This is a genomic window from Mycolicibacterium pallens (assembly GCF_019456675.1).
Taxonomy (GTDB): Bacteria; Actinomycetota; Actinomycetes; order Mycobacteriales; family Mycobacteriaceae; genus Mycobacterium; species Mycobacterium crocinum.
Window position 1 is genome coordinate 4,513,131 of record NZ_CP080333.1, and the last position, 14,503, is coordinate 4,527,633.

Sequence of the window (14,503 nt, forward strand, 5' to 3'; positions counted from 1 at the left end):
CCTGTCGTCAATCGGGCCCAAACGCAAACCGACGCCCGGCCTGCGCGCAGGGCAGCAGAGCGGGCGTCGGTAAAGCAGCTACTTGTCGGCAGCCTCGCCGGTCTTGCGCTTGCCGTAGCGCTTCTCGAAGCGGGCCACGCGGCCGCCGCTGTCGAGGATCTTCTGCTTGCCGGTGTAGAACGGGTGGCACTGCGAGCACACCTCGACGGTGATGTGTCCGCCGTCCTTGGTGCTGCGAGTGGTGAAGGAGTTGCCACAACCGCAGACCACGGTGGTCTCGTTGTAGGCGGGATGAATCCCAGTTTTCATGGTGTCCTCTGCAATCGATGGTCGCCGGGTCGCCCTGGTGTTTTTCCTGGTAATCGGACGTGAACCGGTACCTGAGGTGGTCGACGATCCAGTATGCCAGGTAGACCGTCACCTGCCCAAACGCGTCGGTGCCGCCGCCTATTCCTCAGCCGATTTCGTAGCTGCGGCCCCGCGCCGCCCGCGTCCAGAGCACGCCCTTCTCGGGCTTGGTCCCCTGCCTGATCAGCTCGCGCTTGAGCACCTTGTTGGTCGCGGTGGCCGGCAATTCGTCGGTGATCCAGACGTACCGCGGCCACGACTTGGGCGACAGGTCGGACTGCTGGGAGAGGAACTCCTCGAGCTCGACGGGGGTCAGTTCGGCGTCGTCGGCCAGCACGATCGCGGCCATCACCTGGTCGCCCACATGCTCGTCGGGCACCGGGTAGACCGCGACCTGGCTGACCTGCGGCAGGCGCAGGATGATCCGCTCGATCGGCGCGGCCGCCATGTTCTCGCCGTCGACACGCATCCAGTCCGCCGTCCGACCGGCCAGGTATATCCAGCCGTCGGCGTCGCGGTAGCCCAGGTCCCCCGACCAGTACATGCCGTGGCGCAGGCGGTCGTCGGTGGCGTTGCCGTCGTTGTAGTAGCCGCCGAACATGCCGCCGCCGGTGGTGTTGACGATCTCCCCGACCGCCTCGTCCGGGTTGGCCAGCGCCCCGCTGTCGTCGAACACCGCCGTCGCGCATTCCTGCCGGGTCTCCGGGTCGTAGATCGCCACCCCGGGATAGCCGCGCCCCACCGAACCGGGCGGGCAGCCCTCCTCGCGGGTGATGATCACCGCGCCCTCGGTGGAACCGAACCCGTCCCACACCGTGCAGCCGAAGCGACGGCCGAACTCGGCGATGTCGCGGTCGGTGGCCTCGTTGCCGAACGCCACCCGCAGCGGATTGTCGTGGTCGTCGTGCTGTTCGGGGGTGGCGAGCACGTAGGCGAGCGGCTTGCCGACATAGTTCATATAGGTGGCGCCGTAGCGGCGCAGATCGTCCAGGAGGCCGGATGCCGAGAACGTCGCGGGCGCCATGGCCGCACCCGCGTTCAGCGCCACCGCCCAGCCCGCCATCAGCGCGTTGGAGTGGAACAGCGGCATCGACAGGTAACAGACGTCGTCGGCGGTGAGTTCGAACCGCTCGACCAGCGCGACACCGGCGAACGGCACCATGATGTGGGCCACCTGGACCGCCTTGGGCTCGCCGCTGGTGCCCGAGGTGAAGATCAGCATGAACGTGTCGCTCGGGGTGACCTCTCGGTGCGGTGTCAGCTCGCCCGCCTGCGCCAGCAGACTTGTCCACTCCTGCGAGTCGACGTCGAAAACCCGGACGCCGGGCAGCTCTAGACCGTCGAGCAGTTCGAGATGGGCCGAGTCGGTGAGTAGGATCTGGCAATCGGCCTTGATGATGTCGCGGGCCAGCGCCGCGCCGCGCCGAGTGTTGTTGACCCCGCACAGCACATAGCCCCCGAGGCCGGCGGCCGCCATGGCGGTCAGCATCGCGGGGGTGTTGCCCAGCAACGTCCCGACGTGCAACGGCCGGTCCGGGTCGGCGATCTCGATCAGGGCCGCCGCCTGACGGGCCGCCTCGTCGAGATGCTCGCGCCAGGTCCACACCCGATCGCCGAATTTCACCGCTGGGGTGGTGTCGTCGAGGCGCTCACGAAGCAGTTGCTGGACGGTCTCGGCCACGGATCTCCCGTCTTCGTATCTTCCGCATTTCAGGGTGCCTTAGGTCACAATAGAAGCGCAGGGTAAACAGAATGTCGAATCTGTCTACCGGTGTGCGGGACGATTGCTCCGGTCCCGGTTTGACAGGATGTCGGTAGCGGGACTGTCGGGTCGAGGCGAGGAGGGACACCGAGGTGACTGCCAGCGCCAACGCCGACAGCCGGCAGGGAGCGAAGTCCGTCCAGGAACGACTGGTCGACGCCGCGGAATCTTGTTTGCGCGCCAAGGGCATCCGGGCGACCACGGTCTCGGAGGTCGCCGAAGCCGCGGGAGTGTCACGCGGCTGGCTCTATCGGCACTATCCCGACAAGGCGTCGCTATTGGGTGCTGCGATCGTGCGGCTGAACAACGCGTTCTGGGCCGAATCGCATCAGGTGCTCGACGGGCTCGACGCCTTCGAGGACCGGCTGGCCGTCGGGGTGCGACTGGGCCGCAGCGCCTACGACTCCCCCGGCGCCCTGGTGATGCAACTGCGACGCGACGAACCCGAGGAGTTCGCCGCCTGCGCAGGCGCCGGCGTGCAGGGCCTGGTGCCGGATCTCGGGCGGTTCTGGCGGCCGTATCTCGAGGCGGCGCGTGACCGCGGAGAGATCCACGCCGACACCGACCTCGACGAGGCAGCCGAGTGGGTGGCTCGGGTCCAGATCACCCTGGGCACGGTTCCCGGCGAGACGATCGACCCCGACGACCACTCCGCGGTGCTGCGCTTCATGCGGCGCTATGTGCTGCCGGGCCTCCAGATGGCGCCCGCATCGGAATGATGCTTGAAAGTTATTGTGCGCCAAGCGCAATCATGATCTCTGCGCCGCACGGGCTGGCCGCCTGACACAATGTCGCCCATGGGGACATGCAGCCGCCGGGGGGCGGTCCTGGTTGCAGCTTTGGCCGTCGGACTCACCGCGTGTGGGGGTTCGACCAGCACATCGGCGAAGACGACGGCCACCACAGCAGCCGTCAGTTCGTCGGCATCCGCCACCGCGTCGCCGTCGACTGACGCACCCACCCGAGGCGTCGCCAACAAGCAGACCTACTCGGTCACCCGGTCCACCGCCGGGGATGCCACCACCGACGGCAAGGGTCGCTGGACTCTCGTCGTCGACACCATCACCGGGGGTGATCCCCGTGTCGCCGGCGTATTCAACAGTGCGGTGCACGCCTCGGCGGCCGGGCAGCTCGAACCGGTCAAACGCGACGCCGATCCGGACGGCACATGGACTTTCGAGACTCAGCCGCAGATCTACTTCGGCGGTGCGTCAGTGTCGGAATTGATCAGCGGCCTCTACGTGCCGGTGCCCGCGGCCCATCCCACCAGCTTTGTCAGCACGGTGGTGATCGATGCCCGCACGGCCAAGCCCATCACGCTGGGCGATCTGTTCACCGACAAGCAGGCCGGGTTGGACAAACTCTCCGAGCAGACCAAGGCGCTGCTGCCGGGAGTCAGCGGAGTCGGGCCGACGCCCATGGCCGACGAGCCCGGCAATGCCCCGGTAGAAGCGAACTTCGCCAACTGGATCCCGACCCCGGCGGGCCTGGAGATCCACTTCGCCGACTACCAGTTCTTCCACGGCACGCCGACGATCACGGTGCCGTGGTCGGCGCTCGACGGTCTGCTGGCGCCCGGGATGGACGCGCTGCGGCAGAGCTAGATTTCGGCGCGGAAACCGGTGCTGAGCGCCGTGTTCTGTTCGGGGACATCGCTGACAGTTGTATGTCTCGGGACATCGCTGACACCTGGGTAGTGGCTGGGACCAGCATGGTTCATGGCCCAGAAGGTGACGGCGATGGACATTCGCATGGCTGCAGCATTGGCCGGGCAGATCGAGAACGTGGCGCAGTTTTGCCGCGATAGCGGTATCAGTAGGCAGACGTTCTACAAGTACCGCCGACGATTCCGCGAGGACGGTATCGCGGGGCTGCAGGAGCTCTCGCGGCGTCTGTTGAGGTGTCCGGGTCAGACTCCGGTCGAGATCGAGGAACTGATCGTGTTGCGGCGCAAGCAGTTGATTGAGCAGGGCCTCGATCACGGCGCCCAGTCGATCGTGTGGTCGCTGCAGCGCGACGGTGCCGCGGTGCCGTCGGTATCGACGGTGTGGCAGGTCCTGACCCGCCGCGGGGCGATCACCCCGCAGCCGCAGAAACGCCCGAAGTCGGCGACCAAGCGGTTCGTCTTTGATCGGCCCAACGAGTGCTGGCAGTCCGATTGGACCGGTTGGGCGCTGGCCGATGGCGCTGCGGTGGGTATCGCGGGCAGTCTCGATGATCACTCCCGCTACATGGTGGGGTTGCGTGCCTGCGCTGGTGATGCCGACGCCGCGCTGGTCTGGGAGGTGATCCTGGCCGGCATCGACGAATGCGGGATTCCGTCGATGTCGTTGTCAGACAACGGACTTGTCTACACCGGACGGTTCCGCGCCTATGAATCGGCGTTTGAGACCAACCTGCGGGCACTGGGCGTGCGGACCATCAATTCGGCGCCATTTCACCCGCAGACCTGCGGCAAGATCGAACGGTCCTGGAAGACGTTGAAGAAATGGCTCACCGCCCGCGACCCCGCCGCCACCCTCGACGAGCTCAACGCCCTGCTCGAGCAGTTCCGCAGCTTCTACAACCACCAGCGGCCCCACCGCGCCCACCGAGGCGCCACCCCCGCCGAAGTATTCCACGCCACCGCCAAGGCCCGGCCCGCTGACCGACCGGTACCGGCCCCAGTTATGGTCAGCCGCCACACGGTTGGCGAAACCTCGGGATACATCTTCGTCGCGCCCTACAAAGTCAACGTCGGACTGCGCTGGGCCGGCCACGACTGCGACGTCATCCGCGACGGCGAGCACATCACCATCCTCAGCGGCACGGCCCTGGTCCGATCCTTCACCGCCGACCCCACTCGCAACTACCAGCGCAGCGACAAAACCACCCGGACCTACCGCACCCGCGAACCCAAACCGACATCATGAATGTCAGCGATGTCCCGAGACATAAGTGTCAGCGATGTCCCGAGACACCACACGGTGCTGAGCGCCGGTTGGCGCGCCGAAGTTCTGGACTAGTCGAGGTCGCCGTTGCCGGCCGGGCCACCCGGCGCAGTCTTGGACACCTGCACCAGGAACTCGTAATTGTTCTTGGTCTTGCGCAGCTGGCTCATCAGCAGGTCGATGGCCTGGTGGCTGTCCAGGCCGGACAGCACGCGGCGCAGCTTGTGCACAATCGCGAATTCGTCCGGGCTGAGCAGCAGCTCGTCCTTGCGGGTGCCCGACGGGTTGACGTCGACCGCGGGGAACACCCGGCGCTCGGCGATCTTGCGGTCGAGCTTGAGCTCCGCGTTGCCGGTGCCCTTGAACTCCTCGAAGATCACGGTGTCACCGGTCGAACCGGTCTCCACCATGGCCGTTGCGATGATCGTCAGCGAACCGCCGTGCTCGATGTTGCGAGCCGCGCCCAGGAACCGCTTGGGCGGGTACAGCGCGGTCGAGTCCACACCACCGGACAGGATGCGCCCGGACGCCGGAGAGGCGTTGTTGTAGGCGCGACCCAGGCGGGTGATCGAGTCGAGCAGGACGACGACGTCCTTACCCTGTTCGACCAGGCGCTTGGCCCGCTCGATGGCCAGCTCGGCGGCCTGGGTGTGGTCTGACGGCGGGCGATCGAAGGTCGAGGCGATGACCTCACCCTTGACCGAGCGCTGCATGTCGGTGACTTCTTCAGGACGCTCGTCGACGAGGACCACCATCAGGTGGCACTCGGGGTTGTTGCGGGTGATCGCGTTGGCGATGTCCTGCATGATCGTGGTCTTACCGGCCTTGGGCGGCGACACGATCAGGGCACGCTGACCCTTGCCGATCGGCATGATCAGGTCGATCACACGGGTGGTCAGCCGGTCGGAGGTGGTCTCCAGACGCAGCCGCTGGTTCGGGTACAGCGGGGTCATCTTGGTGAAGTCGGGGCGGTTCTTGGCCGCCTCGACCGGGCCGCCGTTGACGCTGTCGAGGCGCACCAGCGGGTTGAACTTCTGCCGCTGGTTGTTCTGCTCGCCTTCCTTCGGCACGCGGACCGCGCCGGTGACGGCGTCGCCGCGTCGCAGGCCGTTCTTGCGAACCATGTTCATCGAGACGTAGACGTCGTTGGGGCCGGCCAGGTAGCCCGAGGTGCGGACGAACGCGTAGTTGTCCAGCACGTCGAGGATGCCGGCGACCGGCTGGACGACGTCGTCCTCGCGCAGTTCGGTGTCGTTGCCGCCGCCGCCCTCGCCGCCTTGCCGCTCACCGCGGCGCCGACGATCACGGAACCGGCGGCCGCGCCGACCCTGACGGTCGTCGTCGTCGCCGTCGTTATCGCGGTTCTGGTTGTTGCCGCGGTTCTGGTTCTGGTTGTCGCCGCGGTTCTGGTTCTGCTGGCCGCCGGCGGACTCGCGGTTCTCGGACTTCTTCTCGCCCTGCTCGGGGCGGTTGTCCTGAGATTTCGGCTGCTCAGCGTTGTCGGAGCCGGCGGCGCCGGCCTCGCGGGTGGCCGTCCGGCGCTCGCGGCGGCGCGGCTCACCACCATTGGTTTCGGTGTTCTCGGCGTTGTTCTCGGCGGCGGTCTCGCGGGCCTCGGCCGGTTGCTCGGCGGGCGCCTTCTCGACCGGCTGCTCGGCCGGCGCCTTCTCGGCAGTGTCGTCGCCGCGGGGGGCGGTCCCATTGCCGCCGTTGCCGCCGTTCTGGTGCTCCTTGATGGCGGCGATCAAATCGCTCTTGCGCATTCCGGAGGTTCCCTTGACGCCAACGCGGTTGGCCAGGGCACGAAGCTCGGGCAGGACCATCGTCGAGAGCGAGCCGGTCGGGCCGGCGTCCCCACTGGGGGCGGCTTGCGAGGAGGTGTCCGGCCGAGAATCAGGCGCCGATTCTGCGGTCACGGCGGGCGCCTCCGTCTGCGGGGCGCGTTCTGCAGCCGTGATCAGGTCCGTATCGGTCACGGATTTCCTTTCTTCCCTCGCCGATTTTGTCGGGGCGAGGGGTTCTGGCATTCAGCCGATTCGCTGAATGCGAAGTCTCACCATCGTCTGTGTGTCAAACGGTGATCGCCGGGATTCGCGGCTACTGGGCGAACCGTCGTCAGTCCACGAGTTGAACACGAGAGAAATTGGTGGTCGTCCTAGTGTCGGCGCAGGAACAGTCGCTGCGATTGCCTGGACGGGACCGAGGATATCCCCCTTGACCGCCGGAAAGCAAGAAACCGCCACCGGCGTGTGTGCAACTCAGGGCCTGACCGCGACACCTGAGCTCCAGCGAACTGCTTCGCCGACGCTCATCTCGCGGACGGTGAATCCCTTCGCGGTGCCGAACTCGACGGCCTCGGCCGGCAGTTCTGCGCTGGTCGTGAGGGCCAGAACGGCCGGACCAGCACCGGAAAGCACCGCTGGAACTCCACAACGCCGCAGCATCCGCAGGTATTCCGCCGAGGCGGGCATGGCCGGGCCCCGCTGCGGCTGGTGCAGGACGTCCTCGGTGGCCACCATCAGCAAGTCCGGGCGTTCGGTGAGCGCGACCACCAGCAACGCCGCGCGGCTGAGGTTGAACCGGGCGTCGACGTGGCTGACGTGGTCGGGAAGCAGTACCCGGGTCTCGGCGGTCGACGACTTCACCTGCGGAATCCCGGGGAACACCCGAATATCAGGATGCAGCCGCAGCGGGACCGCCGCGTACGTCGGGGGCGTTGTCCGGGTGTCGGTCCACGACACCACTGCCCCACCAAGCACCGCGGCCGCCGCGTTGTCCGGGTGACCCTCGAATTCCGACGACAGCTGGATCAGTTGCGCATCGGTGAGCGGATCCAGATCCGCTTGTGCCAGAAGGCCATTCGCCGCTGCCAGCCCTCCGACGACGGCCGCGGCGGACGAGCCGAGACCACGGGAGTGCGGGATCGCGTTGCGGCACCGCACGACGAGCCCGGCGGCCTCGGCGCCGCCGGCCGCCAAGCCGCGGTGCAACGCCCGGACCACCAGGTGCTCCGGGGTCTGCGGCACCTGCCCGGCGCCTTCGCCGTCGACCTCGATGATCAGCCCCGCGTCGGTGGTCTCGACCTCGATCTCGTCGTAGAGCCCCAGCGCCAGGCCGAGGCTGTCGAAGCCCGGGCCGAGGTTGGCGCTGGACGCCGCGACGGTGGCGTGCGAGGTCAGGCCGGCAGGCAGAGTCAGGGTCACCGCAGTGCGTCTCTCAGACCAGGCCCAGCTCAGCGACAACAGCACCCGGGTCGACCGGCAACGGCTTCACTTCTGGCATGTCGCGCAGTGCGGTGTCGGGATCCTTCAGACCGTTGCCCGTCACGGTGCACACCACCGTCGAGCCGCGCTTGACCCAGCCGTCTTCGACGGACTTCAGCAGACCGGCGATGCTGGCGGCCGACGCGGGCTCGACGAACACGCCCTCCAGTTCGGCGACCAGGTGATACGCGGCGAGAATCTCATCGTCGGTGGCGGCCAGGAAGCGGCCGTCGGACTCCTGCTGCGCCGCCACCGCGCCGCCCCAGGACGCCGGCGAGCCGATGCGGATCGCGGTGGCGATGGTCTCCGGATTGGTGACCGGCTCACCGGACACCAGCGGCGCCGCGCCGGCGGCCTGCGTGCCCAGCATGCGCGGCAGCCGGTCCGAGATCGCATCGCGGTGGTATTCGCGGTAGCCCCGCCAGTACGCGGTGATGTTGCCTGCGTTGCCGACCGGCAGCGAGTGCACGTCGGGCGCGATGCCCAGCGCGTCGACGATCTCGAAGGCCGCGGTCTTCTGGCCCTCGATGCGCACCGGGTTCACGCTGTTCACCAGCGCGATCGTCGGATAGTCGTTGGTGAGCTTGCGGGCCAGTTCCAGGCAGTCGTCGAAGTTGCCATCGATCTGAATGATCTTGGCGCCGTGCATGACTGCCTGTGCCAGCTTGCCCATCGCGATCTTGCCCTGCGGGATCAGCACCGCACAGGTGATGCCGGCCCGGGCGGCGTAGGCCGCCGCCGACGCCGAGGTGTTACCGGTGGAGGCGCACAGCACGGCCTGCTGGCCGCGGGCGACGGCATCGGTGACCGCCATGGTCATGCCACGGTCCTTGAACGACCCGGTCGGATTGAGCCCCTCGACCTTCAAATGGACTGTGCAGCCGGTCTTTTCAGATAGCCGCGTGGCACTGATGAGCGGCGTGCCGCCCTCGAGCAGGGTGACCGGAGTCCAGTCCGCAGCGACCGGCAGCCGGTCCCGGTAGGCCTCGATCAGTCCGCGCCACGGGGTGTGCACGGGAGACGCTTTGATTGAGCTCATTCGCTGGTTCCCTCCAGACGCAGCACACTGTTGACTTCCTGGACCGCCTCGTGATCGGCCAGCGCCGCAACAGTTTCGGACAGCGCCGCGTCGGTGGCCCGGTGGGTCACCACCACGATGCGCGCACCCTCGTCGGCCATGCTCTCCTGGCGCACCTCGGCGATGCTGACGTCGCGCTTGGCGAATTCAGCTGCGACCGAAGCCAACACGCCGGGACGGTCGGTGACGGTCATGCTGACGTAGTACCGGGTTTCGATCATGCCCATCGGCGCGATCGGCAACTGCGCGTACTTGGACTCCCGCGGACCGCGGCCACCCTGCACGCGGTTACGGGCCGCCATCACCAGATCACCCATCACCGCCGAGGCGGTCGGCGCACCTCCGGCGCCCTGACCGTAGAACATCAACCTGCCGGCGGCTTCGGCCTCGACGACGACGGCGTTGAACGCGCCGTTGACGTTGGCCAGCGGGTGGCTCAGCGGGACCAGCGCGGGGTACACGCGGGCCGAAACTCGTTGCTGGCCATCGCTTCCGGTGACCCGCTCGCAGATCGACAGCAGTTTGATCGTGCAACCGAGCGCCTTGGCCGACTCGAAGTCCTCCGGGGTGATCTTGGTGATGCCCTCGCGGTAGACGTCGTCGGCGGTGACCCGGGTGTGGAACGCGATCGACGCCAGGATCGCGGCTTTGGCTGCGGCGTCATAACCCTCGACGTCGGCGGTCGGGTCGGCTTCGGCGTATCCCAGAGCGCTCGCGTCGGCCAGAGCAGAGCTGTAATCAGCTCCCGTGGAGGCCATTTCGGACAGGATGTAGTTGGTGGTCCCGTTGACGATGCCGGCCACCCGCAGCACCGTGTCGCCGGCCAGCGACTGGGTCAGCGGCCGGATCACCGGGATCGCCCCGGCGACGGCGGCTTCGAAATACAGGTCCACATGGGCGCGTTCGGCGGCTTGGGCCAACTCTCCGGTGGATTGGGCCAGCAGTGCCTTGTTGGCGGTCACCACCGACTTGCCACCCTCGAGTGCGGTCAGGATTGCCTTGCGGGCGGGTTCGACCGGACCCATGACCTCGACTACGAGGTCGACGTCCTCGCGGGAGACCAGCTCCTCGACGTTGTCGGTCAGTAGCTCGGTCGGCAGGCCACGGTCATCGGTGACCTTCCGCACCGCGACACCACGCAGTTCGAGCGGCGCACCGATGCGCGCCGCCAGATCGGGTGCACTCTCCTGAATGATCCGGGCAACCTCACTGCCGACGTTGCCCAGGCCCAATACCGCTACGCCAATTGCTTTTTCGGTCATCGGTTCCTACCTCACTTCCAAACTCAGCAGATCGTCGACGGTCTCCCGGCGCAGGATCAGACGTGCCCGCCCGTCGCGCACAGCCACCACCGCGGGGCGGCCGATCAGGTTGTATCGACTGGACATCGAATAGCAGTAGGCGCCCGTGGCGGCCACCGCCAGCAGGTCGCCGGGTGTCACATCTCCCGGCACCCAGGTGTCGCGGACGATGATGTCGCCACTCTCGCAATGCTTTCCGACGATTCGGGCCAGCGTCGGGGCAGCGTCGGTGACCCGCGACACCAGTCGGACGTCGTACTCGGCTCCGTAGAGCGCAGGCCGGATGTTGTCGCTCATTCCGCCGTCGACGCTGACGTAGCAGCGCGACTGTCCCGAACCGATCGCGACGTCCTTGACCGTGCCGACCTGGTAGAGCGTCACCGTGCCCGGCCCGGCGATCGCCCTGCCCGGCTCGACGACGAGGCGCGGCGTCGGCAGCCCGACGGCTGCCGACTCACTGCGCACGATGGCCTCGAGCTTGCCTGCCAGATCCGCGATCGGTGGCGGATCTTCTTGCGGCAGATAGGAAATGCCCAGTCCCCCACCGAGGTCGACTATCGCCATCTGCGCGGTCTTGTCGACCCCGAATTCGGCGACGACGTCACGCAGCAGTCCGATGACGCGGTGGGCGGCCAGCTCGAAGCCGGCCACGTCGAAGATCTGCGAGCCGATGTGGCTGTGCAGGCCGACCAGCCGCAGATGATCGGTGGCGAACACCCGCCGCACCGCGTCCATGGCCGCCCCGCTGGCCAGCGACAGCCCGAACTTCTGATCCTCGTGCGCAGTGGCGATGAACTCGTGGGTGTGCGCCTCGACGCCGACGGTGACGCGGAGTAGCACGTCCTGCACCACGCCGGCCTCGCCGGCGATGGTGTCGAGTCGCTCGATCTCGGTCATCGAGTCCAGCACGATGTGGCCGACGCCCGCCTTGACCGCGGTGATCAACTCGTCGACCGATTTGTTGTTGCCGTGCAGGGCGATTCGCTCAGCTGGGAAGTTGGCGTGCAGTGCCACGGCGAGCTCACCACCGCTGGCGACGTCCAGCGACAGACCCTCCTGGTCGACCCAGCGGGCGATCTCGGTGCACAGGAACGCTTTACTGGCGTAATGCACGTTGTGCCCGCCGCCGAACGCCGCGGCGATCTCGCGGCACTGGCCGCGGAAGTCGTCCTCGTCGATGACGAACAAGGGCGTGCCGTACTCGGCTGCCAGATCGGTCACCGTGACACCGGCGATCGACACCTCGCCATCATCTTTACGAACCAGGTTGCGCGGCCACACGTTCGGCGCAAGCGACAGCGCCTCGGCGGCGGTCTGCGGCTGCTGCGGTGCCCCGCCGTGGTGAATCTCCTCGGCGTGGCGCGGTCCGGCGGGGTGAGCGTTCACATCCGCTCCGGTGCGGAGACGCCGAGAATGCCCAGACCGTTGGCGATCACCTGACGGGTTGCCGCGCACAACGCGAGCCGTGCGCGATGCAGATCGGTCGGCTCCTCATCGCCCATCGGCAGCACGCGGCACGAGTCATAGAACCGGTGGTAATCACCGGCGAGGTCTTCGAGGTAGCGGCAGACCCGGTGTGGCTCACGCAGCGCGGCACCGGCTTTGAGAACCCGGCTGAACTCGCCGAGGTTGCGGATGAGCGCGCCCTCTTTGTCGTGGGTGAGCAGTTCCAGGTGCGCGGTATCGGGCGTCAGGCCCAGGTCGGCGGCGTTGCGGGCCAGAGCCGAGAGCCGGGCGTGCGCGTATTGCACGTAGTAGACCGGGTTTTCGTTGGACGCCGAGGACCACAGCTGCAGGTCGATGTCGATCGGGGTGTCGACCGAGGACCGGGTCAGCGAGTAGCGGGCGGCGTCCACGCCGATGGCCTCGACCAGATCGTCGAGGGTGATGACGGTTCCGGCCCGCTTGCTCATCCGGACCGGCTGGCCGTCGCGCACCAGATTGACCATCTGGCCGATCAGCACCTCGACGGTGTCGGGGTCATCACCGAGGGCGGCCGCGGCGGCTTTGAGCCGGGCGATGTAGCCGTGGTGGTCGGCGCCGAGCATGTAGATGCAGAGGTCGAATCCGCGCTGACGCTTGTCCAGGTAGTACGCGAGGTCACCGGCGATGTACGCGGGCTGACCATCACTCTTGATGACGACCCGGTCTTTGTCGTCGCCGAATTCCGTTGTGCGCAGCCAGGTTGCGCCGTCTTTCTCGTAGATGTTGCCGGTCTGCCGCAGCTTGGCGATCGCCTGGTCGACACGCCCGCTGGTGTGCATCGAGTCTTCGTGGGTGTAGACGTCGAAGTCGGTGCCGAACTCGTGCAGCGATTCCTTGATGTGGTCGAACATCAGGTCCACACCGATGGAGCGAAAGGTTTCCTTCTGCTCGTCGCCGGCCTGACTCAGCGCATCGGGCGCCTTGGCCAGCACCTGGTCGGCGATGTCTTTGATGTAGTCGCCGGCGTAGCCGTCCTCCGGCGTCGGCTCGCCGGTTGCGGCGGCGATCAAGGAGTTGGTGAAGCGATCGATCTGGGCACCGTGATCGTTGAAGTAGTACTCCCGGGTGACCGCCGCGCCCTGGGTGCTCAGCAGCCGCCCCAGGGCGTCACCGACCGCGGCCCAGCGGGTACCGCCGATGTGGATCGGGCCGGTCGGGTTGGCCGAGACGAATTCGAGGTTGATAGCGGTGCCGTCGAGGGTGGTGGAGTTGCCGTAGCTCGCCCCTGCGGCCAGGACATTGGTGACGATGACGCCCTGCGCGGACGCCTCGATACGCAGGTTCACGAAGCCGGGACCGGCGACCTCGGCGGCGGAGATGCCGTCGGCCTCGGCCAGGGCTGTCGCCAGCCAGCCGGCCAGCTCGCGGGGGTTGGCGCCGACCTTCTTGCCCAGCTGAAGCGCCAGGTTGGTCGCGTAGTCGCCGTGCTCGGGGTTGCGCGGACGCTCGACGGTCACCGTCGCGGGTAGGGCGGCGGGATCCAGGTCATGCTCGGTGAGCACCGCGGCGGCGGTGGTCCTGAGCAGCTCGGCGAGGTCGGCGGGTGTCACGAGGGTCCATCCTATGGTCTGACGTGGTCAGCGCCCGAATCCATATCTCGGCTGTGACGGGCTCGGCGGTGGCGCGGAGCAGTCGCTGCGATGCGTTAGGCTGTCTGAGCCCATTGGCGCAGCTGTAAGTGCGCCCCCGTAGCTCAGGGGATAGAGCGTCTGCCTCCGGAGCAGAAGGCCGCAGGTTCGAATCCTGCCGGGGGCACTGTAACTAGCAGACATGAAATACCTGCTAGACGGTGCTTTTGAAGGTAGCTACAAGCGCCGTTTGAAACTGTCTACCTATGCGCTACCTATCCGGTTCTCGTTTGCCCTGGCCGAATCCGTTTGCTGGTAGCTACCCCGCGAGCGTCGCGAACCTCACGCATTTTCGCTCAGTCTGCTATTCTCGCAATGTGGCCTAGCCCGCCATTAATGCGCCACCCGTGAGCGCCGAATTCAGCGCGAAGGAATTCAAATCACGCGAAAACGCTAGCGGTCTTCATGGACCTGCCCTTAGAGCGTTGGCTATTCAAACTGCCATGTTTTAGGGGTTCAAAATGTCCAGACGCCAACTGATTTCAACGACCAAAGCCGCCGAGCGGCTAAACGTCTCCCCCAATACCATTCGTCAATTCATCGCAGACGGAAAGTTCAAGGGCTACAAACTCGGTCGTCTCATCAAACTTGATGCCAACGAAATTGAAGGTTACCTAGACCGGGTGGCGTCAAGCTAGTAGCCGACTACGAACCGACTAGAGTCAAGTTGCGCTTGACGCCCTGAGCCAGTCGTTTGCCGATGCCGCA

General features: G+C 66.8%; 12 protein-coding genes and 1 tRNA gene. 5 read left to right on the forward strand and 8 right to left on the reverse strand.

What is annotated here, in order from left to right:
* Positions 1 to 78: 78 nt before the first annotated feature.
* Complete coding sequence (gene rpmE / locus K0O64_RS22015) at positions 79 to 309, reverse strand: 50S ribosomal protein L31 (RefSeq protein WP_096312054.1); 231 nt, start codon at positions 307 to 309, stop codon at positions 79 to 81.
* A 145-nt stretch (positions 310 to 454) separates the two neighbouring features.
* Positions 455 to 2,029: a fatty-acid--CoA ligase FadD1 gene (gene fadD1, locus K0O64_RS22020; protein WP_220045759.1), complete on the reverse strand. Its 1,575-nt coding sequence runs from the start codon at positions 2,027 to 2,029 to the stop codon at positions 455 to 457.
* Positions 2,030 to 2,202: 173 nt separating this feature from the next.
* Between fadD1 and K0O64_RS22025 the strand changes: the two genes are divergently transcribed.
* The 3 genes from K0O64_RS22025 to K0O64_RS22035 all read left to right on the forward strand — a co-directional run bounded on the left by K0O64_RS22025 (position 2,203) and on the right by K0O64_RS22035 (position 5,022).
* Positions 2,203 to 2,829 (forward strand): TetR/AcrR family transcriptional regulator, encoded by a 627-nt coding sequence (locus K0O64_RS22025; protein ID WP_220045760.1) that lies wholly within the window; start codon positions 2,203 to 2,205, stop codon positions 2,827 to 2,829.
* A gap of 78 nt (positions 2,830 to 2,907) precedes the next feature.
* On the forward strand, positions 2,908 to 3,714 hold the full coding sequence (locus K0O64_RS22030) for an RsiV family protein (protein ID WP_225933510.1): 807 nt from the start codon (positions 2,908 to 2,910) through the stop codon (positions 3,712 to 3,714).
* 114 nt (positions 3,715 to 3,828) lie between these two features.
* Positions 3,829 to 5,022 (forward strand): integrase core domain-containing protein, encoded by a 1,194-nt coding sequence (locus tag K0O64_RS22035; RefSeq protein ID WP_220045761.1) that lies wholly within the window; start codon positions 3,829 to 3,831, stop codon positions 5,020 to 5,022.
* A gap of 89 nt (positions 5,023 to 5,111) precedes the next feature.
* Here the strand turns inward: K0O64_RS22035 and rho are convergent, their stop codons facing one another.
* From rho to argS, 6 genes are all read right to left on the reverse strand, one after another.
* Positions 5,112 to 7,016, reverse strand: coding sequence for a transcription termination factor Rho (gene rho, locus K0O64_RS22040; RefSeq protein ID WP_220045762.1), 1,905 nt, complete (start codon positions 7,014 to 7,016; stop codon positions 5,112 to 5,114).
* A 282-nt stretch (positions 7,017 to 7,298) separates the two neighbouring features.
* Positions 7,299 to 8,243 carry a homoserine kinase gene (thrB, locus tag K0O64_RS22045; protein ID WP_220045763.1) on the reverse strand — a complete coding sequence of 315 codons (945 nt, stop codon included), beginning with the start codon at positions 8,241 to 8,243 and terminating at the stop codon, positions 7,299 to 7,301.
* Positions 8,244 to 8,256: 13 nt separating this feature from the next.
* A complete protein-coding gene (gene thrC, locus K0O64_RS22050; protein ID WP_220046524.1) occupies positions 8,257 to 9,333 on the reverse strand; it encodes a threonine synthase in 1,077 nt (358 codons plus the stop codon).
* A gap of 5 nt (positions 9,334 to 9,338) precedes the next feature.
* Complete coding sequence (locus K0O64_RS22055) at positions 9,339 to 10,643, reverse strand: homoserine dehydrogenase (RefSeq protein WP_071949657.1); 1,305 nt, start codon at positions 10,641 to 10,643, stop codon at positions 9,339 to 9,341.
* 6 nt (positions 10,644 to 10,649) lie between these two features.
* Complete coding sequence (lysA, locus tag K0O64_RS22060; RefSeq protein ID WP_071949656.1) at positions 10,650 to 12,068, reverse strand: diaminopimelate decarboxylase; 1,419 nt, start codon at positions 12,066 to 12,068, stop codon at positions 10,650 to 10,652.
* Positions 12,065 to 13,717 (reverse strand): arginine--tRNA ligase, encoded by a 1,653-nt coding sequence (gene argS, locus K0O64_RS22065; protein WP_071949655.1) that lies wholly within the window; start codon positions 13,715 to 13,717, stop codon positions 12,065 to 12,067. The genes lysA and argS overlap by 4 nt, the downstream gene beginning before the upstream one ends.
* A gap of 132 nt (positions 13,718 to 13,849) precedes the next feature.
* On the opposite strand from argS, the gene K0O64_RS22070 reads away from it, so the two are divergent.
* A tRNA-Arg gene (locus K0O64_RS22070) sits at positions 13,850 to 13,922 on the forward strand.
* Between the two features lie 334 nt (positions 13,923 to 14,256).
* Positions 14,257 to 14,433: a helix-turn-helix domain-containing protein gene (locus tag K0O64_RS22075; RefSeq protein WP_083542877.1), complete on the forward strand. Its 177-nt coding sequence runs from the start codon at positions 14,257 to 14,259 to the stop codon at positions 14,431 to 14,433.
* The last annotated feature ends 70 nt before the right edge of the window (positions 14,434 to 14,503 follow it).